17 protein-coding genes are annotated in these 20,734 nt (G+C 70.1%); 9 read left to right on the forward strand and 8 right to left on the reverse strand.

Annotated features, from left to right (window positions below):
- The 5 genes from M1105_RS19405 to M1105_RS19425 form a co-directional block, all read right to left on the reverse strand.
- On the reverse strand, positions 1 to 636 hold the full coding sequence (locus tag M1105_RS19405) for a LutC/YkgG family protein (RefSeq protein ID WP_249582035.1): 636 nt from the start codon (positions 634 to 636) through the stop codon (positions 1 to 3).
- Complete coding sequence (locus tag M1105_RS19410) at positions 633 to 2,054, reverse strand: LutB/LldF family L-lactate oxidation iron-sulfur protein (protein ID WP_249582036.1); 1,422 nt, start codon at positions 2,052 to 2,054, stop codon at positions 633 to 635. Before M1105_RS19410 ends, M1105_RS19405 begins: the two co-directional genes overlap by 4 nt.
- Positions 2,055 to 2,057: 3 nt before the next feature.
- Complete coding sequence (locus tag M1105_RS19415; protein ID WP_249582037.1) at positions 2,058 to 2,816, reverse strand: (Fe-S)-binding protein; 759 nt, start codon at positions 2,814 to 2,816, stop codon at positions 2,058 to 2,060.
- 79 nt (positions 2,817 to 2,895) lie between these two features.
- Complete coding sequence (locus M1105_RS19420) at positions 2,896 to 3,642, reverse strand: hypothetical protein (protein ID WP_249582038.1); 747 nt, start codon at positions 3,640 to 3,642, stop codon at positions 2,896 to 2,898.
- Positions 3,643 to 3,777: 135 nt separating this feature from the next.
- Positions 3,778 to 4,983: a hypothetical protein gene (locus M1105_RS19425; protein WP_249582039.1), complete on the reverse strand. Its 1,206-nt coding sequence runs from the start codon at positions 4,981 to 4,983 to the stop codon at positions 3,778 to 3,780.
- Positions 4,984 to 5,315: 332 nt separating this feature from the next.
- Between M1105_RS19425 and M1105_RS19430 the strand changes: the two genes are divergently transcribed.
- On the forward strand, positions 5,316 to 5,924 hold the full coding sequence (locus tag M1105_RS19430; RefSeq protein WP_249582040.1) for a 50S ribosomal protein L25/general stress protein Ctc: 609 nt from the start codon (positions 5,316 to 5,318) through the stop codon (positions 5,922 to 5,924).
- A gap of 86 nt (positions 5,925 to 6,010) precedes the next feature.
- On the opposite strand, the gene M1105_RS19435 is transcribed toward M1105_RS19430, so the two are convergent.
- Positions 6,011 to 6,478 (reverse strand): DoxX family protein, encoded by a 468-nt coding sequence (locus M1105_RS19435; RefSeq protein ID WP_249582041.1) that lies wholly within the window; start codon positions 6,476 to 6,478, stop codon positions 6,011 to 6,013.
- A gap of 313 nt (positions 6,479 to 6,791) precedes the next feature.
- On the opposite strand from M1105_RS19435, the gene ileS reads away from it, so the two are divergent.
- From ileS to M1105_RS19460, 5 genes are all read left to right on the forward strand, one after another.
- Positions 6,792 to 9,833: an isoleucine--tRNA ligase gene (ileS, locus tag M1105_RS19440; protein ID WP_249582042.1), complete on the forward strand. Its 3,042-nt coding sequence runs from the start codon at positions 6,792 to 6,794 to the stop codon at positions 9,831 to 9,833.
- Between the two features lie 37 nt (positions 9,834 to 9,870).
- Positions 9,871 to 10,320 carry a signal peptidase II gene (gene lspA, locus M1105_RS19445; protein WP_249582057.1) on the forward strand — a complete coding sequence of 150 codons (450 nt, stop codon included), beginning with the start codon at positions 9,871 to 9,873 and terminating at the stop codon, positions 10,318 to 10,320.
- Between the two features lie 117 nt (positions 10,321 to 10,437).
- The gene (locus M1105_RS19450) at positions 10,438 to 11,136 is read left to right on the forward strand and encodes a DUF3035 domain-containing protein (protein WP_249582043.1); all 699 of its coding nucleotides are present in this window, start codon (positions 10,438 to 10,440) and stop codon (positions 11,134 to 11,136) included.
- Positions 11,137 to 11,201: 65 nt separating this feature from the next.
- Entirely contained in the window at positions 11,202 to 12,542 is a 1,341-nt protein-coding gene (locus M1105_RS19455; RefSeq protein WP_249582044.1) for a M16 family metallopeptidase, read from the forward strand.
- On the forward strand, positions 12,542 to 13,858 hold the full coding sequence (locus M1105_RS19460) for a M16 family metallopeptidase (protein WP_319936810.1): 1,317 nt from the start codon (positions 12,542 to 12,544) through the stop codon (positions 13,856 to 13,858). Before M1105_RS19455 ends, M1105_RS19460 begins: the two co-directional genes overlap by 1 nt.
- Positions 13,859 to 13,871: 13 nt before the next feature.
- Here the strand turns inward: M1105_RS19460 and M1105_RS19465 are convergent, their stop codons facing one another.
- Positions 13,872 to 15,647, reverse strand: a complete 1,776-nt coding sequence (locus M1105_RS19465; RefSeq protein ID WP_249582045.1) for a gamma-glutamyltransferase family protein — start codon at positions 15,645 to 15,647, stop codon at positions 13,872 to 13,874.
- Positions 15,648 to 15,874: 227 nt separating this feature from the next.
- Between M1105_RS19465 and M1105_RS19470 the strand changes: the two genes are divergently transcribed.
- Positions 15,875 to 16,969: an alkene reductase gene (locus M1105_RS19470; RefSeq protein ID WP_249582046.1), complete on the forward strand. Its 1,095-nt coding sequence runs from the start codon at positions 15,875 to 15,877 to the stop codon at positions 16,967 to 16,969.
- Between the two features lie 74 nt (positions 16,970 to 17,043).
- On the opposite strand, the gene moaA is transcribed toward M1105_RS19470, so the two are convergent.
- Positions 17,044 to 18,057: a GTP 3',8-cyclase MoaA gene (gene moaA / locus M1105_RS19475; protein ID WP_249582047.1), complete on the reverse strand. Its 1,014-nt coding sequence runs from the start codon at positions 18,055 to 18,057 to the stop codon at positions 17,044 to 17,046.
- A 185-nt stretch (positions 18,058 to 18,242) separates the two neighbouring features.
- Between moaA and M1105_RS19480 the strand changes: the two genes are divergently transcribed.
- Positions 18,243 to 18,851 (forward strand): glutathione S-transferase family protein, encoded by a 609-nt coding sequence (locus tag M1105_RS19480; protein ID WP_249582048.1) that lies wholly within the window; start codon positions 18,243 to 18,245, stop codon positions 18,849 to 18,851.
- Between the two features lie 168 nt (positions 18,852 to 19,019).
- Positions 19,020 to 20,717, forward strand: coding sequence for a urocanate hydratase (hutU, locus tag M1105_RS19485; RefSeq protein ID WP_249582049.1), 1,698 nt, complete (start codon positions 19,020 to 19,022; stop codon positions 20,715 to 20,717).
- The last annotated feature ends 17 nt before the right edge of the window (positions 20,718 to 20,734 follow it).

The raw sequence follows: 20,734 nt of genomic DNA on the forward strand, positions 1-20,734 counted from the left end.
TCATCCCACCACGAAGACATGGAGCGCAACCGGTCCGTGCGCGCCGAGTTGCAGCGTCTGCCCGATATCGGCCGACCGCGAGGGCCCGGTGACGAGGTTCACCGTGCGGGGGTCGAGCCCGCGAGCGCGCCATGCGGCCCACATGTCCTCGAAGCCCGCATGGATGTCCTTGGCCGCCAGCACGACGAAATGGGTCTCGCCGAGGAAGGTCAGCGTCACCGGGTTGTCGGGCCCCGAGGCCAGCAGCAGTGTCCCGGTCTCGGCCATCGCCATCTGCGCGCGCGAGAGCGTTGCGGGCTCCTCTAGCCGGCCCGTGCCGATGCTGCGCTCGATGCCGCCCCAGTCCCGATCGAACAGGGGGTCGGCGCCGGTGCGGATCGCGGCGGGCAGGTTGCGGGCGCGCAGCTCGTCGGCCAGCGCCCCCGGCAGATCGTCGGCCGAGGCGAGGCGTGAGACGGTCGCATCCGCCGCGCGCGCCTTGGCTATGAACTGCGCGACGCGGGCCTCGCCCTCGGCCCGGCCTTGCGCGGGGACCGGCGCCTTCTGCCCGCCCGCGAGCCGCGCCGCGACGGCTTGGGGGTCGGCCGCGCCCGAGGCGCGGCGGATGCGGGACAGGATCGCCTCGCGCGCGCTCATTGCTCGCCCCTCCACTGGCTCTGGAACGTCCGGCCCTGCGGCGCCGGGAAGTTGCGGTAGTCGGTCCAGCCTCGTCCCATCGGCAGCGACGCGAGCCGACCCTTGCCCATGGCGGCAATCCGCAGGACCCGCGCGGCCGCTGCCGTCATCAGCCGGTAGGCCCAGGGCCGCGTCGCCACAATCCTCCACGCTGCCAGGCCACAGCGCGCGGCCGAAGGGGTGAGGTTCTTCTCGAACTCGCGCTCGCGCCAGTGGCGCATCATCTTCGGCAACGGGATGCGCATCGGGCAGACCGCCTCGCAGCGCCCGCAGAAGGTCGAGGCGTTGGGCAACTGCCCGCCTTTCTCCACGCCGATCAGCGAGGGCGTGAGCACCGCGCCCATCGGGCCCGGATAGACCCAGCCATAGGCGTGGCCGCCGACCGACTGGTAGACCGGGCAGTGGTTCATGCAGGCGCCGCAGCGGATGCAGCGCAGCATCTCCTGGAACTCGGTGCCGAGCATGTTGGTCCGCCCGTTGTCGAGCAGGATCACGTGATATTCCTCGGGCCCGTCCGGGTCGCCCTCGCGCCGCGGGCCGGAGGAGAAGGTGGTGTAGACCGTGATCTCCTGGCCCGTGGCCGAGCGCGCGAGCACGCGGAGCACGGTTGCGGCGTCCTCCAGCGTGGGCACGATCTTTTCGAGCGAGGCCATCACGATGTGGACGCGTGGCAGCGACTGGCTGAGGTCCCCGTTGCCCTCGTTGGTGACGATCACCGACTGGCCGGTTTCGGCGATCAGCATGTTCGCGCCGGTGATGCCGACCTCGGCCGCGAAATACTTCTCGCGCAGCACCGAGCGGGCCTCGGCCATCAGCCCGGCCTTCTCCGAGAGGTTCCGGCCGGGGTCGAGATGGGTGTGCGCCTTGCGGAACTCGGCCTCGACCTCCGGGACCGTGACGTGGATCGCGGGCGCGATGATGTGGCTGGGCGCCTCGTGGCGAAGCTGGATGATGTATTCGCCGAGGTCGGTCTCCTGCGCTCGAACCCCGTGTTCCTCGAGGAAGTCGTTGATCCCGCATTCCTCCGAGATCATCGACTTGCCCTTGTTCACGGTCTTGGCGCCCGCCTTGCGGCAGATGTCGAGCACAATGCGCTGCGCGTCCCCGGCCGTCTCGGCCCAGTGGACATGGCCGCCGGCGGCCGTGACCTTCTCCTCGTAGCGTTCGAGGTAGTCCGCGAGGTTCGCGAGCACGTGGTTCTTGAGGTCGCGCGCAGCGTCGCGGATGTCGTCGAATTCCGGCAGGGCCGCGCGGGCGGCGGCGCGCTTCGCCACGAAGCCCGCCTGCGCGTTGCCAAGCGCGGCCTGGATGTTCCGGTTTGCCAGCGCCTCGCGGACATTCTGCTTGAAGCGCGGCGTCGTGGGGGACATGGCGCTCATCGCTCAGCCCTCCCCGATCGCGGGGGTGGTGGTGTCGCCCGCCAGAACCTCGACGACGTGGCGCGCCTTCACGGCCCGCCCTTCGCGGCTCAGCTTGCCCTGCATGTTCATGAGGCACCCAAGGTCCCCCGCCAGCAGCAGGTCCGCCCCCGTGGCGGCGATGTCGGCGGTCTTGTTCGACACCATCTTGTTCGAGATGTCGGGGTATTTCACGCAGAAGGTGCCGCCGAAGCCGCAGCAGATCTCGGGCTCGGCCATCTCCTTCAGCGTGAGCCCCCCGACGGTCGCCAGCAGCCGGCGCGGCTCGTCCTTCACCCCCAGCGAGCGCAGGCCCGAGCAGGAGTCGTGATAGGTCGCCGTCCCCTCGCAGCGGGCGGTCACGCGTTCGACGCCCATGACCCGGGTCAGGAAGCTCACGATCTCGTGGGTGCGCTCCGCGAGGTTCCGCGCGCGCGCCTCCCACGCGCCATCGCCCGCGAACAGCTGCGGGTAGTCCTTGATGACGGTCGCGGCGCAGCTTCCCGAGGGCGCAACGACGAAGTCGAACCCTTCCATCGCCGCGATCATGGTGCGCCCGAGCGCCTTCGCCCCCTCGCGGTCGCCCGAGTTGTGGTTGGGCTGGCCGCAGCAGGTCTGGGCGGGGACATGGACGGTGCAGCCCGCGTCCTCAAGAAGCTTGGCCGCGGCAAAGCCCACCGATGGTCGCATCATGTCGACGAGACAGGTGACGAGGAGCGCGACGCGGGGCTGTGAGGGGGGCATCGGCATCTCCTGCTGCGGTCTTGCCCATCACCTAGCACTGGCGCGGGCGGGCGACAACGCGGCGATGCGCGCGAGGCTCTCAGGTCCCGAAGAAGATGAGCCCGCCGCCCGCGCCGCTCACGAACACGAACGATCCGGCCGCGATCGCATAGCCCCCGGCCGCCCCGATCAGCCCGCCCAGCACCACCGTAAGCGCGATCTCGGTCGGCGTGAGCTTGCGGATGGTGGGGTCGATGTCGGGGCGCGAGACGGCGCGCGGGTCGCGGCGGCAGGAAATGCCGCGGCGCCGCTCGAGCGGCACGGCATCGACCGCCGCGGGGTCTGTGCCCGACAGAGCGGCGATGCGGGCGATGTCGCCGGACGTGGCCGGGCCGCCTGCGAGCGCGCCGCGCTCGCCGTCCCGCTCGCCGCCGAGCGCGAGGCTGAGCTGGCCCAGCGCGAGCGGCGTCTCGCCCGGCGCCAGCACGAGGTGCAGCGGCCCGCAATCGTAGCCCGCGACCCGCTCGATGCGGTAGATGCCGCGCGGCAGGGCGTAGAGCCCCAGCGCGCCATCGCCGAAGACGAGGCGGATGGGCGCGCGCTCGCCCTCGCGCCGCAGGGTCAGCACGCCCGCGCCCTGTTCATCGAGCAGCCCCTCCGGCGGGTTCTCGACCGCAACACGCAGCGCCACGAGCCGGCCGTCCGGCGGCGGCGCGGGCGGGACCGCCACCTCGCTGCCCGAAGCCTCGCTGGCCGCGGGGGGCGCAAGCCCCTTCGGCGGCGCTGTCGCGCAGCCTGCGAGGGTGAGCGCGACGAGGACGGCGCGGGCGGAGCGGTGGGCGGTCATTGGCGGGGTCTCGTGGCGCTGGGCGGGGTCGATACCGCACCCGATGATGCGCCCCGCGCCTGTGGGCGCAATGCGCGCGGTCGCATTACCTGGCCCCCGCCACCCGGATGGCCGCGTGGCGGGGGCCGGCTTGCGTCAGACGCCTTCGAGTTCTGCCTGCTTCTTCTTGAAGGCCGCGATATACTGGCCCACCAGGGTGGCGTAGGCGGCGATCTCCTTGCTCCAGGCGGGCTCGTCGACCTTGAACGTCTGGTAGGATCGCAACGTCGGCTCGCGGCCAAGCTTGGCAATCAGGGCCTGGATCGCCCGCACCCAGGTCGCGGCTTCCTTCTCGTAGCTCATGGTCTTCTTCAGGTTGAGTTCATAGGTCGCGATCTGGTCCCTCAGGGCCTTCGAATCGTCGAGCACGTTGGCGGCCTTCGCGAGACCCTTTCTCAGATCCGTATCGAGACGGTCCATCTTCAGCTCGACCCGTGCCTTCGCGATGTAGTCGTTGAACTTTTCGATCGCGGCGTGCAGCTTCTGCAACCGGCCGGCGTCCTGGGTGACCTCGCCCTTCACCTTCTTGAGCGTGTTCTCGCGCTTGATGAGAAAGCGGTCGAGCCGGTTCTCGATGTCATCGACCCGCGCCCGGACCGCCTCGACCGCCTTCGTGCTCTCCATGAAATAATCGGCGACGACCTTTTCCTCGCCCGACGACAGGGCATGCTTGTCGACATAGGGCTTGATGCCGGCGCGCTGCGCACCGTCGGTCTTCTTGTTCTCCTTTTCGACGTGGTTCAGCAGCGAGCGCACATTGGTACGCGCCGCGCCCATCTCGGTCTCGATCTTCAGGATGGCCTTCATCGCGGCGTCGGTGTCGCCGGCCCTCAGCGCGGTGGCGAGCGTCGTGAACAGGGTGCCCTTGCCGTCGAGCAGCGCCTCGTAGTTCGTGAAGATGGTTTCGGCGCGGTCGCACATCTTGTCGAGCGCCATGGTCGGCTCGAGAATGTCTTTCCTGAACTCCTCCTGCACCACCTTCAGCTTGGCCACATCGATCAGCGTATCGTCCTCCCAGACCAGGACCTCGGCCGATTTCTTGCCCTTGACCTTGACGTATTGGGCGACGGTCAGTCCGCCTTTCTTCGCGCTGAGATCATAGACCGTCAGATCCACAGTCTCGCCCGCCTTGGGCGCGGCCGCCGACAGGGCCGCGTTCAGTTCGCTGGCGACCCCGCCGCTCACCGAGGTCGCCTTGGTGTTTGCCTTCACCCATTTGACGATTTCGATGTTCCGCGGCGCGCCCTTCTGCGCGAATCCTTTGGCTGCGGCGTAGCTCGTGTATCGCTTCGGCAGGGGCATGGCAGCTGTCTCCTGAGATGGGGTGGGCTTTGGGCTCGGACCAATCCCGGGCTGCGGCCAGTGCTGGCGGTCCCGAGCAGGCCATGGAAAATCGCGTCGGCGCAAAATGAAGGTTGATTGGGGCGACACACCCGCGCGCAGTCAACGGAATATCGCCGTCATTACAATTTTTGATTGCACACGGCGGCATGGACATTCGGTTTTCGCTGGGCCCAATCCTGGCCTCCCCTTGCAAATCCGCCGGAATCGCGTAAGAGGGCGCCTTCCCTGCCGCTTACACCCCTGGAGGATCGGCTCGGGAAGCTGTGAAACGAAGTTCTGGAGAAACGACCATGGCCCAGACGATCGACCTGGAAGCCACGGCGCGTGCCGGATCGGGCAAAGGGGCTGCCCGGAGTGCACGACGCGACGGCATGGTTCCGGGCGTGATCTATGGCGGCGGCGAAGACCCCGTCACGATCAACATCAAGCACAACGTGCTGCTGAAGCGGCTCAAGGCCGGCAAGTTCCTGTCGACGCTGATCAAGCTCGACGTCGACGGCAAGGTGCACACCGTGATCTGCCGCGCCGTGCAGCGCGACGTGGTTCGCGACCTGCCGATCCATGTGGACTTCCTGCGCCTGTCCGAGCGCTCGCGCATCAGCCTCTACATCCCTGTCGAGTTCATCAACCACGACAAGGCCCCCGGCATCCGCCGCGGCGGCGTGCTCACGGTGGTGCGCCCCGAGGTCGAGCTGAAGGTCAGCGCCGCGAACATTCCCGACCACCTGACGGTGGACCTGAGCGGCCTGAACGTGGGCGACGTGGTCAAGATCTCGAACGTGGCGCTGCCCGAGGGCACCTCGCCCACCATCACCGACCGCGACTTCGTGATCGCGAACATCTCGGCGCCGTCGGCGCTGGTGTCGGAAGAGGCCGAGGAGAGCGCCGAGGAGGAGTGATCCTCCCGCGCTGACGGATCGAGAAGGAAAACGCGCCCCGCCGGATCGCTCCGGCGGGGCGCTTTTCGTCGTTGCGGGCGGCGCGCTCAGATCTCGCGGCCGATGGCGCGGTCGAGCGACAGCCTCCCCCCGCCCCGGATCGCGAAGAAGCCTGCGACCGCGGCCCAGAGCACCGGATACTCCCAGCCGCCCGAGGTCCAGAAGAAGCCCGCAGGCACATGCACGGTGGCAGCCACCAGCAGCATGACCGCGATCGCCGCGGCCACTGGCCGGGTCAGCAAGCCCAGCGCGAGCAGGAGCCCGCCGAAGGTTTCGACAGACCCTGCGCCCAGCGCCGCGAGGAAGCCATTGGCGAAGCCCAGCTGAGTCTCGAAGAACTGGCCGGTGGCCTCGAGCCCATGGCCGCCGAACCAGCCGAACAGCTTCTGCGCGCCATGCGGGATCAGGAAGGCGCCGGCTACGACGCGCAGGCCTGTCTCGGCGAGGTCGGAGGCGGCGACATAGACCGGGGCGAGGGCGGGTACGACGAGGCGGTCGGAGGTGGCGGTGGTCATCGTGGTCTCTCCTGTCGCGGTTGGCGGGATGCGTTGGGGGAGAGATAGCGGCCATCTCGATGAGAATAATCAGGAGATTTTTGAATTTATAATGCTCTTGGCGAGCATAATATAGCCGCGTACGGGCGCCGCCTCGTGTCTCTGGACGCTGGTTCGGCCCGCCGCTATAACCCGCGCCATGACGCGATGGACGCCCCGGATACGGCGAATTACGCGCCCGGCCCGCTGAGATGCGGCGCCGGGACCAAGGTGCAGGCGCCATGCGCACCGACCGATCCATCCGTGCAGCACCCTTGCCCATACGAGGCGTCCGATGACCGCCGACACGACCGACACGTCCTTGCCCGACTACAAGGACACCCTGTTCCTGCCCGAGACCGATTTCCCGATGCGCGCGGGGCTGCCGGCGCGCGAGCCCGACTGGCTGGCGCGATGGGAGGAGATGGGCCTCTACCACCGCCTGCGCGCGAGCGCCTCGGGCCGCCCGCCCTTCGTCCTCCACGACGGGCCGCCATATGCCAACGGGCACCTGCATATCGGGCACGCGCTCAACAAGATCCTCAAGGATTTCGTCGTGCGCTCGCACCAGATGCTGGGCTTCGACAGCCGCTATGTGCCGGGCTGGGACTGCCACGGCCTGCCGATCGAGTGGAAGATCGAGGAGCAGTACCGCGCGAAGGGCAAGAACAAGGACGAGGTGCCGGTGAACGAGCTGCGCGCCGAGTGCCGCAAGTTCGCCGAGGGCTGGGTCGACATCCAGCGCGAGGAGTTCAAGCGCCTGGGCGTCACCGGCAACTGGGACGCCCCCTACCTGACCATGAGTTTCGACGCCGAGGCGGTGATCGCCGAGGAGTTCATGAAGTTCGTCATGAACGGCGCGCTCTACCAGGGCTCCAAGCCCGTGATGTGGTCGGTGGTGGAAAAGACCGCGCTGGCCGAGGCCGAGGTCGAGTATCACGACCATCAGAGCCATACGGTCTGGGTGAAGTTTCCTGTCGTAACAGGGCCCTACGATTCATATGTCGAATCCAAGAAGCAACGGCCCGATGAATCCGGCGAAGATTACGCGGGTCGTCTCTTAAGAATTGAGCTGACCGAGCTGCAAGAACTCACTCTGAAGGACCTGAACGACCGGCTGAAGGATGCCACGGTCGTGATCTGGACCACCACCCCCTGGACGATCCCGCAGAACCGCGCGATCTCGTTCAACCCGTCGATCGCCTACGGCCTCTACCGCGTCACCGCCGCGCCCGCGGACAACTGGGCCAAGGCGGGCGACACCTATCTTCTGGCCGACCGGCTGGCCGAGGAGGTGTTTCGGCAGGCCCGCGTCGAGGGCTTCGAGAAGGTCCGGGCGGTGACGGCGGACGAGCTTGAAGCGATCACCTGCGCCCACCCCTTCCGCGGCCTCGATGGCGCGAATGGCGAGTGGGACTTCCCCGTCCCGATGCTCGCGGGCGACCACGTCACCGACGACGCGGGCACCGGCTTCGTGCACACCGCGCCCAGCCATGGCGCGGACGACTACGAGGTTTTCCTGCGCTACCGGGACGCGCACCCGGAGCTGAAGATGACCCACAACGTGCTGGAGGACGGCAGCTTCCGCCCCGACCTGCCGTTCTTCGGCGGCGCGGTGATCTTCGACGAGAAGGGCAAGGAAAAGGACGCCAACAAGCGCGTCATCGACAAGCTGGCCGAGATCGGTGCCCTGATCGCGCGGGGCCGCATCAAGCATTCCTACCCGCATTCCTGGCGCTCGAAGGCGCCGCTCATCTTCCGCAACACTGCCCAGTGGTTCGTGGCCATCGACAAGCCGCTCGACGACGGAAAGTCCGAGCATGGGCGCACCATCCGCGAGCGCGCGCTGACCTCGATCGACAAGCTGGTGACCTGGGTTCCGCGCGCCGGGCGCAACCGGCTCTACTCGATGATCGAGAACCGCCCCGACTGGGTGCTGAGCCGCCAGCGCGCCTGGGGCGTGCCGCTCACCTGTTTCGTGCGTCGCGGCGCCAAGCCCGAAGACGCCGATTTTCTGCTGCGGGACCCGGCTGTGAACGCCCGCATCTCGGCCGCCTTCCGCGCCGAGGGTGCGGATGCCTGGTATGCCGAGGGCGCAGCAGAACGCTTCCTGCGGCCCGAACACGACCCCGCCGACTGGATCAAGGTCGACGACATCCTCGACGTGTGGTTCGATTCCGGCTCGACGCACGCATTCGCCCTGCGCGACCGGGCGGATGGGGTGTGGCCTGCTGACGTGTATCTGGAAGGCACCGACCAGCACCGCGGCTGGTTCCATTCCTCGATGCTGCAGGGCTGCGGCACGATGGGGCGCGCGCCCTACAAGACGGTGGTGACCCACGGCTTCACGCTGGACGAGAAGGGCCAGAAGATGTCGAAGTCGCTGGGCAACACCGTGGCCCCGCAGGAGGTCATCAAGCAGTACGGCGCCGACATCCTGCGGCTGTGGGTGGCGCAGTCGGACTACACGGCCGACCTGCGCATCGGCCCCGAGATCCTGAAGGGCACCGCCGACAGCTATCGGCGGCTCAGGAACACGCTGCGCTACATGCTGGCCGCGCTCGACGGCTTCGACGCGGCCGAGCGGGTCGAAACGTCGGTGATGCCCGAGCTGGAACGCCTGATCCTGCACCGCCTCGCCATCCTCGATGGCGAGGTCCGCAAGGGCTATGCCGAGTTCGACTACCAGGGGGTGTTCCAGAAGCTGTTCACCTTTGCGACCGGCGATCTTTCCGCGTTCTGGTTCGATATCCGCAAGGACGCGCTCTATTGCGATGCCGCAGCCAGCCCGCGAAGGCAGGCCGCGCGCACGGTGATGGACATCCTGTTCCACCGGCTGACCACGTGGCTCGCGCCGATCCTTTGCTTCACGATGGAGGAGGTCTGGCTCGCCCGCTTCCCCGGCGCGGAAAGCTCGGTCCATCTTCAGGACTTCCCTGAGACCCCCGCGGAATGGCGCGACGAAGCGCTGGCCGCGAAATGGGCGCGCATCCGCGGGGCGCGCCGCGTGGTGAACGGCGCGCTCGAGATCGCGCGGCGCGACAAGCTGATCGGCGCCTCGCTCGAGGCCGCACCCGTGCTCTACATCGCCGATCCCGACACGCTGGCGGCGGTGCGATCCGTGGACATGGCCGAGATCTGCATCACCTCGGATCTGCAACTCGCCGGCGACGAGCCCCCGGCCGAGGCGTTCCGCGCCGAGGACCCCGCCATCGGCGTGGTGTTCGAGCGGGCCGAGGGGCAGAAATGCGCCCGCTGCTGGAAGGTGCTGCCCGATGTCGGGCATCATGCGCATGCCGGCGTCTGCGGGCGCTGCGAGAGCGTGCTGCGTGGCTGAGGCGCGGGACGAGGCGGCCACCGACCGGGGCGCCGCGCTGCGCGCGCTGGCGTTGGCGGCCGCTTCCGTCTTCGTCGTCGACCGGTTGACCAAGTGGCTGGTGGTCGAGGTCATGGACCTGGCGAACCGGCTGCACATCGAGGTGGTGTCCCCCTTCCTCAACTTCGTGATGGCCTGGAACCGGGGCATCAATTTCGGTCTGGGGGCCAGCGGGTCCGACGCGATGCGCTGGGCACTGGTGGCGCTCGCGCTCGCGGTCTCGGCGGGGCTCGCGGTCTGGGTGCTGCGCCGGGGGCGGGCGGGACTCGCGGCCTTCGCGGGGCTTGTGATCGGCGGCGCGCTGGGAAACGCCTGGGACCGCGTGCAATACGGTGCGGTGGCCGATTTCCTGAATATGAGTTGCTGCGGCATCGTGAACCCGTTTGCGTTCAACGTGGCCGACATCGCGATTTTCGCGGGCGCCGTGCTGATCGCCTGGCGGGCCTGAGCGGCCGGGCAGACACGCGCGCCCCCCGGGCATTGCAGTTGCCTACGCAGTCGCGCAATATGCGCCCGCGCCCGCCCGGAGGGGGCAGTGCGGGCAGGAACGGATCGGAATGGACGAATGAGCAACAGGCGCAGACCCCCCCTCGGCACCGCAGCCCTCGCCGCCGTGCTGGCGCTTGCCGGGTGCAGCCAGATGGGCGACCCCATCGAGGCCATCGGCGCGCGCCGCCCGGCGCCGGACGAGTTCAAGGTGCTGCCGCGCAAGCCCCTGATGGTCGAGCCGGCGCTGGCATCGGGCGCGCTGCCTGCGCCCGAGCCAGGCAAGCCCTCGCCGCTCGAGCCCGATCCCGCGGCGGATGCGGTCGCGGCCCTGATGGGCACCGAGGCGACGCCCCGCCCGATGGGAACGGCCTCGCTCAGCGCGGGTGAATCGGCGCTTCTCGGCGCCGCCGATGCCGCTGCGGCCTCGCCCGACATCCGCGGCCAGCTCGAGAGCGACCGCAGCGCCGCGTCGCAGGCCGACGCGAACAAGCCCTACGAGCCGCCGACGCTGCTGGAACTCGTCGGCCTCGGCGGCAACGAGGAGGAGGAACTCGACCCCGCGGTCGCGCTCGACGCGATCGGCGAGTCGCAGCGGCTGCAGCGCGAGGGCATTGCCGCGCCCAGCGACCCGCGGGCGACCGCCGCCACGGACGGCGAGGGCGGCGAGCTGTTCTCGACCGGCGCCCCGACCGAGGACCCGAGTACCTATTCCGACACGCTGGGCCGGCGCCCGCCCAGCCCGCTGACCGGCAGGACCGAGCCGGCCTTCGACTGAGCGAAACCGGCACCTATCTTTCACGGCGTGCCCGCGCGGCGGGCGCCGCAGCAGGGAGGATGCGCATGCAGTCCGGCATGGTTGTGCGCTTGGTCGCGCTCGTCGGCTTTCTCCTGCCCGCCATCGCGATGGCGGCGCAGCCGATCACGACGTTCCGGCTGGGGAACGGGATGGAGGTCGTGGTCATCGAGGACCACCGCGCCCCGGTCGTCACCCACATGGTCTGGTACCGCACCGGAGCCGCCGACGAGCCATGGGGACACTCCGGAATCGCGCATTTCTTCGAGCACCTGATGTTCAAGGGGACGGACGACATCCCCGAGGGCGCCTTCTCGAAGATCGTTGCCGAGAATGGTGGGCAGGACAACGCCTTCACTTCGTGGGACTACACCGGCTATTTCCAGCGCATCGCCGCGGACCGGCTCGACCTCGTGATGAAGATGGAGGCCGACCGGATGCGGGACCTCGTGCTCAACGAGCGCGTGGTCGCAACCGAGCGCGACGTGATCCTCGAGGAGCGCAACAGCCGCACCGACAACGACCCGGGCGCGCTGTTCCAGGAGCAGATGCGCGCGGCGCTCTACATGAACCACCCCTATGGCGTGCCGATCATCGGCTGGCGCCACGAGATCGAGGCGCTGGGCCTGCCCGAGGCGCTGGCCTTCTACCGCCGCTTCTACGCGCCCGACAACGCGATCCTCGTGGTTGCGGGCGACGTGGCGCCCGACGAGGTGCGCCGGCTCGCCGAGATCCATTACGGCCCGCTCGAGCCCTCGGGGAACCCGGCGGACGCGCGGCCGCAGGAGCCGCCGCAGCTTGCCGCGCGGCGCATCGAGATGCGCGATGCGCGCGTCCGCCAGCCCTATGTGATGCGCCACTACCTCGCGCCCGCCTATGATCCGGCCGACCCCGGCACCGCGGCGGCACTGACGGTTCTGGCAAAAGTGCTGGGCCAGGGGATCACCTCGCGCTTCGCCCAGCAGATCGAGATCGCCGACCGCGTCGCCGTCTCGACGGGGGCTTTCTACAGCGACACGGCGCGCGATGCGGTGCCGTTCACCGTGTTCGGCGTGCCCGCGCCGGGGCGCACGCTTGCCGAGGTCGAAGCAGCGCTCGACGCCGAGATCGCCCGCATCATCGCCGAGGGTCCGACGGCCGAGGAACTCGAGCGCATCCGGCGCAAGACGCGGACCGACCTGATCCATGCCCGCGACGACGTGGGCGGGCTCGCGCGCGTCTATGGCGCAGCGCTGGCCGTGGGGCTCTCGACCGAGGATGTCGACCGCTGGCCCGACGTGGTCGATGCCGTCACCGCCGAGGACGTGCGCGCGGCGGCCGAGCGCTGGCTCGTGCCGGCGCGGTCGGTCACGGGCTATCTGATGGGCGCCGAAGGGGAGGCCGGCTGATGGGCGCGATGCGTATCCTTGTCCGCGCGGGCGGCGCGCTGGCCGCGATGGTCTGGCTGGCCGCCATGCCTGCTGCGGCGATCGAGATCGAGGAGGTGACGAGCCCTGGCGGCACCGTCTTCTGGCTGGTCGAGGAGCAGGCGATCCCGCTGGTCGCGGTCGAGATCAGCTTCGCGGGCGGCGCGAGGCTGGACCCGGCCGACCGGCCGGGACTGGCCAACATGATGGCGGCCTTGCTGGAGGAAGGCGCGGGCGATCTCGACGCCACCGCCTTCGCCAAGGCCCGTGACGAGCTGGCCGCCCGCTTCGGCTTCGGGGCAGGTCGCGACAGCGTCACGGTTGGCGCGCGGATGCTGACCGAGGGGCTCGACCGCTCGGCGGCACTGCTGGCCACCGCGCTCGCGAGTCCGCGCTTCGACGCCGAGGCGGTCGAGCGGGTGCGCGGGCAGATCCTGTCGGGCCTTGCTGCGGACCAGACCGACCCGAACGCGGTGGCGAGCAGGCTGTGGTTCGCCCGAGCCTTCGAGGGGCACGCTTACGCCCGCGACGCCGATGGCACCATCGAGGGCGTGAGCGCGATCACCCGCGACGAGCTGGTGGCCGCGCATGGAAGGCTCCTGTCGCGCAAGGCCGCGACCGTCGCGGTGGTGGGCGCGGTCGACGCCGCGCGGGCGGGCGCTCTGGTCGACGCGATCCTGGGCGGTCTGCCCGAGGGCGCGCGCCCCGAGGTCGCCCCGGCGCCCGAGACGCCGCCCGCGGGCATCGCGATCGAGGAGCTGGACGTGCCCCAGTCGGTGGCGATCTTCGGCCAGAAGGGCCTGCCGCGCGACCATCCCGACTACATCCCCGCCTATGTGATGAACCACGTGATCGGCGGCGGCGGGTTCTCGTCGCGGCTGATGGAGGAGGTGCGCGAGAAGCGCGGGCTCGCCTATGGCGTCTATTCCTACCTCGCCAACTACGATGGCGCGGACCTGATCCTCGGCAGCGTGCAGACCGCGAACGAGCGTATCGCCGAGAGCCTCGAGGTGATCCGTACCGAGTGGCGCCGCGTGGCCGAGGAGGGCATCCCCGAGGACGATCTCGAGCGCGCGAAGCGCTATCTCACCGGCGCCTTCGCCCTGCGCTTCGATTCCAACGCCAAGATCGCGCGGTTCCTGGTGGGCGCGCAGGAGGAGAACCTCGGGCTCGACTACATCAACATTCGCAACGACCTGATCGAGGCGGTGACGGTCGAGGACATCCGCCGGGTGTCGAAGCTGCTCGATCCCCAAGGGCTCTCGATCGTCGTGGTGGGCAAGCCCGCGGGGCTTTGAGGCGGCGCGCGCCTCAGTCGCCCAGCGCCACGCCCTCGCGCCGCGGATCGGCGCCGCCGGCCCAGCCGTCGGGCGTGCGGATCAGGATGTGCAGGCCCGAAGCCATCTCGGCCTCGGCCATCTCGTGGCCCATCGCAGCCAGCCCCTCGGCCAGCGCGGGCGAATGCGCCCCGGCCTCGAGCACCAGCTTGCCGAGATTGCGCTGCGAGACATGGCCGCGCGCCGCCGCCGCCGCCGGGTCGAGGCCGAAATCCATGATCGCGATCAGTGCCCCCGCCACGTATTCCGGAATGCGCGAGCCGCCCGGCGAGCCGGCGATCACGGCGGGCGCGTCGGGCTCGGCCAGCCGATAGGCGATGGTCGGCGCCATCGACGAGCGCGGCCGCTTGCCCGGCCCCGGCGCGTTCGCGACCGGCAGGCCGTCCTCGGCGACGGGCCGGAAGGCGAAATCGGTGAGCTGGTTGTTGAGCAGGAAGCCCGCCGCCATGCGGGCCGACCCGAAGGCCGTCTCGATCGAGGCCGTGAGCGCGATGGCGAGCCCGTCGCCATCCACCACCGACAGATGCGTGGTGCCAGGCCGTCCCGGCTGCAGGTCGGGGGCGTGCAGCGCCGCCTCGCGCCATGGCGGCGTCCCGGCCTCGGCCCGGCCCGCGCTCGCGCGGAAGCGCGGGACGAGGCGCGCCCGCTCGCGGAGGTAGCCGCGGTCGATCAGGCCCCGGGTGGGCACCTGCACCCGGTCAGGGTCGGCGAGATACAACGCCCTGTCGGCATAGGCGAGCCGCGATGCCTCGGCGAAGAGGTGCCACAGGCGCGGGCTGTCGAGCCCCAGCCCCCCGGTTCCCGCCCAGTCCATGATGCCGAGGATTTGCCCCACGGTCGTCGCCCCCGACGATGGCGGGCCCATGCCGCAGACCCGCCACGCGGCGCGGTAGTCGACGCAGACCGGCGCGCGCTCGACCACCTCGTAGGCCGCGAGATCGTCGAGCGAGAGCGCGCCCGGTCGCACCCCGCGCCGCGTCGCGCCGACGATCCCGGCCGCTATGGGCCAGCGATAGACAGCGTCCGCGCCCTCGGCGGCGATCCGCTCGAGCGTGGCGGCGAGCTTCGGCTGGCGCAGCGTCGCGCCTTCCGCCAGAGGTACGCCCCCCGGCAGGAACACCGCCGCCGCGTCGGTCCCTTCGAGCCGGTCGGCAAAGGCCGCGACCGAGGCTGCGAGGCGCGGGCTCACCGCGAAGCCGTCGCGGGCGAGCGCGATGGCGGGCGCGACCAGGTCGGCCCAGGGCAGGCGGCCATGCCGGGCGTGCAGCGCCTCGAGAAGCGCCGGCAGGCCCGGCACGCCGACCGAGCGGCCCGACGCCACCGCGTCGGAGAAGTCGAGGGGCGCCACCCCCTCGATGAAGAGATCGGCATCCGCCGCCATCGGCGCGGTCTCGCGCGCATCGAGCGTGGTCAGCCCATCGGGGCCGTGGACCAGCGCGAAGGCGCCGCCGCCCAGCCCGCTCGACTGCGGCTCGACCACGTTGAGCACCAGGAGCGCCGCGATGGCGGCATCGGCCGCCGAGCCGCCCCGGCGCAGCATCTCGCGCCCCGCCTCGGCCGCCAGCGGGTGGGCCGCGGCGATCATGTGGCGCGTGGCATGGGCCGTCGGCGAAGCTGCCCGGCCCGACGTGGCCTCGGGATCGGCGCGGGTCTGGGCGGCAAGCCCTCCGGGCAGCGCAAGCAGCGCGACGAGCGCGCAGGCCGCGATCCGGGTCAGTGACGGGCGGTCCGGGCAAGGGCGGGCTGGCATCGGCGGTCTCCGCGTGGGATCGGGCGCCGCCGCAGTCTGGAGCGCCGAGGCCCTGCGATCAAGCGGGCGGGCGGCTCGGGATTCTTGCGCAGGGCGCAAAGGTCATTGCTCCATCCGGGTTGCAGTGCGCCGGTTGAGCGTGGCGCATCCGCTCATACCTCTCCGGTTCGGCTGCGGCGGCCCCCGTGGAGCGGTCCGCCGGCCAAGGCAGAGAAGGATATCCCGGAATGTCCGGCATTGACGCCCTGTTCCAACCGATCGCCATCGGCGCCATCGCCGCGCCCAACCGGGTGCTGATGGCGCCGCTCACCCGCAACCGCGCCCAAGCCGACGGCACGCCGAAGGCCATGGCGGTCGACTACTACCGCCAGCGCGCCTCGGCCGGGCTGATCGTGACCGAGGGCGCGCAGATCTCGCCGCAGGGCAAGGGCTATATCGACACGCCGGGCATTCACGCGCCCGAGCATGTCGCGGCCTGGCGCAAGGTGACCGACGCCGTCCACGAGGCCGGCGGGCGGATCGTCCTGCAACTGTGGCATGTCGGGCGGATCAGCCATGTCTCGCTGCAGCCGGACGGGGCCGCGCCGGTGGCGCCCTCGGCCATCCGCGCCAAGTCGCAGACCTTCACGCCGAACGGCTTCGAGGACGTCTCGGCGCCCCGGGCGCTCAGGACCGACGAGATCCCCGGCCTGATCGCCGATTTCGCTGAAGCCGCCCGGAACGCCAGGGCAGCGGGCTTCGACGGGATCGAGATCCACGCCGCGAACGGCTACCTGCTGGACCAGTTCCTGCGCGAGGGGCTGAACCGGCGGGCCGACGGCTATGGCGGCTCGGCCGAGGCACGGATCCGGCTGGTCATCGAGGTGGCCGAGGCGGTCGCCGGCGCCATCGGCGCGGATCGGGTGGGGGTGCGCGTCTCGCCGTTCGGCAGGTTCAACGACATCCCCGCAGAGGGGGCCGAGGAGACGTTCGCCGCGCTCTACCGCCGGCTGGCGCCGATGGGGCTCGCTTATCTCCATGTCGTCGAGCAGTTCCCGGGCACGACGCCCGATGCGGCCGAGACCGATGCGCTGGCGCGGCTCAGGGCGCTCTGGACCGGCGTCTACATCGCCAACGGCGAGTTCGACGCCGACCGCGCGGCGGACTGGATCGCACGCGGCCGGTCGGATGCGGTCAGCTTCGGCCGTCCCTACATCGCCAGTCCCGACCTGCCCGTGCGCTTCCGGCTGGGTGCCGCGCTGAATGCGCCGGACCAGGCGACCTTCTACGGCGGGGACGAGCGGGGCTATACCGACTATCCCGCGCTCGAACGGGCGGCCTGATACCGGCTTGCATCGACTTGAACCCATCGGGGCAGACCCCGCGGCCCCGGCTGCCAAGCCGGGGCCATCCGGGTTCAGCCCCCCGTCACGCTCATGTGGCGCGCGACCTGGCCCTCGACCTTCTGGCGCGAATAGTCGAAGTCGTGGCCCCTGGGCTTGCGGGTGATCGCCTCGCGGATCGCGGTCTCGAGCAGCGCGTCATCCTCGGACGCACGCAGCACCGCGCGCAGGTCGGCATCGTCGTCCTGGCCGAGGCACATGTAGAGCTGGCCCGTGCAGGTCAGCCGCACGCGGTTGCAGGACTCGCAGAAATTGTGCGTGAGCGGCGTGATGAAGCCGATCCGCTGGCCGGTCTCGGCCACCCGCACATAGCGCGCGGGTCCGCCGGTGCGGTAGTCGGTGTCCGTCAGCGTCCAGCGGGTTTCCAGCTCGCGGCGCACGTCCCCGAGCGACCAGAACTGGTCGAGCCGGTCCTCGCCGTCCAGTTCGCCCATCGGCATGACCTCGATGAAGGTAAGGTCCATGCCGCGCTCGCCGCACCATTCCACCAGACGGTGGGCCTCGGTGTCGTTGGTGCCCTTGAGCGCCACGGTGTTGATCTTGACCGCGAGCCCCGCGGCCTGCGCCGCGTCGATGCCGTGCAGCACGTCCGCGAGCCGCCCCCAGCGGGTGATCGCCTTGAAGCGGTCCTCGTCGAGCGTGTCGAGCGAGACATTGACCCGCCGCACGCCGCAGTCGCGCAACTGACCGGCGAAGCGCGCGAGTTGCGAGCCGTTCGTGGTCAGCGTGAGCTCGTCGAGCCCCTGGCCCAGATGCCGCCCCATCCGCTCGAAGAACCACATGATGTTCTTGCGCACCAGCGGTTCGCCCCCGGTGATGCGCAGCTTGCGCACGCCCAGCCGCACGAAGGTAGAGCACAGCCGGTCCAGCTCCTCGAGCGTCAGCAGGTCGCGCTTGGGCAGGAAGGTCATGTGCTCGGCCATGCAGTAGACGCAGCGGAAGTCGCAGCGGTCGGTGACCGACACTCGCAGATAGGTGATCGCCCGCATGAAGGGGTCGATCAGCGGCGGTGTCGCGACGGCGTCCATGTCTCCTCCGGCATCTGCTGGCCGAAACTTAAGGCGAGGCGGGCCTTGGCGCAATTCCCGACAAGCGTTCTCGCCCTTTCAGCTTGGGCGATCCTTCCGCCTGCCGGAAATGCCGCGGCGGCTTTGACAGCATGGGCCGGGGCGGCTTAGCTCGGCGCTCCCGTCACCCATTCCAGGAGCGTTCTATGATTCTCTACGGCCGCGACCTTTCCCCCTTCGTGCGCCGCGTCGCCATCTGGTGCGCGCTGCAGGACCGCGCCATCGAGCGGCGCAAGCTCGCGGCCACCGACCCCGTCGAGTCGCAGGAGATCACGAAGGTCCACCCCGGCACGCGCGTACCCGCGCTGGTGCTCGACGACGGCGCGGTGCTGGTCGAGAGCTGGGCGATCTGCGACTGGCTGGACGAGACCGCGGGCGAGCGGCGGCTGGTGCCCGCCTCGGGCCGGGCGCGGCGCGACTGCATGCAGCGCATCGCCATGGCGACCGCCGCCGCCGAGAAGGCGGTCGCGATGGTCTACGAGAGGAACCGCCGCCCCGAGGCGTTGCACTGGCCCGACTGGCAGGCCCGCGTCGCGGGGCAGGTGCGCGGCGCGCTCGCCGCGCTCGAGGCCGGGGCGCCCGCGACGGGCTTCCATGGCGGCGCGCGGCCCGACGGGTCGGACATCGCCATCGTCTGCGCCCTCCAGTTCGTCGAGGCGACGAACCCCGCGCTGCTCGATCCCGGCTTCCCGCGGCTTGCCGCGCTCGCCGCGCGGGCCATGGAGATCGAGGCTTTCGCGGGCACGAAGCCCTGAGGCTCGCAGCGCCCCTGTTCGGGCGCTTGCATCGGCGTTTTTATGTATGGACAAATAAGACGAATCCCGATACATAAACCCCGCGCCGAGATCGCCCGATTCCGTCCGGCGCCCCAGTGGGCGCGGCCGCGCGCCCGGACGGATCCGCTCGATGGACAGGAGAGCGCCATGACCAATCCCCGCCTCAACCGGCGCGATGTCTTTCCACCCACCGGCACCGAGATCACCGCCAAGTCGTGGCTGACCGAGGCGCCGCTGCGGATGCTGATGAACAACCTCCACCCCGACGTTGCCGAGAACCCGCACGAGCTGGTGGTCTATGGCGGCATCGGCCGCGCCGCGCGCACCTGGGACGACTTCGACCGCATCGTGGCCGCGCTAAGGACGCTCGAGGCCGACGAGACGCTGGTGGTGCAGTCCGGCCGCCCGGTCGCGGTGGTGCGCACCCACGCGGACGCGCCGCGGGTGCTGATCGCCAATTCCAACATCGTGCCGCACTGGGCGACCTGGGACCACTTCAACGAGCTCGATCGCAAGGGCCTGATGATGTACGGCCAGATGACCGCGGGCTCGTGGATCTACATCGGCACGCAGGGCATCGTGCAGGGCACTTACGAGACCTTCGCCGAGGCCGGTCGCCAGCATTACGGCGGCAATCTCAAGGGCAAGTGGATCCTGACGGCGGGCCTTGGCGGCATGGGCGGCGCGCAGCCGCTGGCTGCCGTGATGGCCGGGGCCTGCTGCCTTGCCGTCGAGTGCGACGAGACCCGCGCCGATTTCCGCATGCGCACTCGCTATGTCGACGAGAAGACCCGCAGCCTCGACGAGGCCCTCGCCATGATCGACCGCTGGACCAAGGCGGGCGAGGCGAAGTCGGTCGCCCTCATCGGCAACGCCGCCGACATCTTCCCCGAGATCGTGCGCCGCATGAAGGCGGGCGGCGGCCTGCCGAACGGGAGGCCCGACATCGTCACCGACCAGACATCGGCCCACGACCCGGTGCATGGCTACCTGCCGCAGGGCTGGAGCGTCGCCGAGTGGCGCGAGCGGCAGGAGAGCGACCCCAAGGGCGTCGAGCGCGCGGCGCGGGCGTCCATGAAGGCCCATGTCGCCGCAATGGTTGATTTCTGGAACGCGGATGTGCCCACGCTCGACTACGGCAACAATATCCGGCAGGTGGCGAAGGAGGAGGGATTGGAGAACGCCTTCGCCTTCCCGGGCTTCGTGCCCGCCTATATCCGCCCGCTGTTCTGCCGCGGCGTGGGGCCGTTCCGCTGGTGCGCGCTGTCGGGCGACCCGGAGGACATCTACAAGACCGACGCGGCGATGAAGCGCCTGTTCCCGGAGAACGAGCACCTGCACCGCTGGCTCGACATGGCGCGCGAGCGGATCGCCTTCCAGGGATTGCCCGCGCGGATCTGCTGGATCGGCCTCGGCGAGCGGCACCGGGCGGGGCTGATGTTGAACGAAATGGTAGCCAAGGGCGAGCTGAAGGCCCCCATCGTGATCGGGCGCGACCATCTCGACAGCGGCTCGGTCGCCAGCCCCAACCGCGAGACCGAGGCGATGAAGGACGGCTCGGACGCCGTGTCGGACTGGCCGCTCCTGAACGCGCTGGTCAACACCGCCTCGGGCGCGACCTGGGTGAGCCTGCATCACGGCGGCGGGGTGGGGATGGGCTTCAGCCAGCATGCCGGCATGGTCATCGTGGCCGACGGCACCGAGGCGGCAGCGAAGCGGCTCGAGCGCGTGCTGTGGAACGATCCCGCAAGCGGCGTGTGGCGTCATGCCGACGCGGGCTACGAGATCGCGCTTGACTGCGCGCGCGAGCATGGGCTGCGCTTGCCTGCAATCCTTGGCAACTGACGACCGGCCCGGGGGGC

The sequence above is a fragment of the Thermohalobaculum sediminis genome (assembly GCF_023487995.1).
GTDB classification, from domain to species: Bacteria; Pseudomonadota; Alphaproteobacteria; order Rhodobacterales; family Rhodobacteraceae; genus Thermohalobaculum; species Thermohalobaculum sediminis.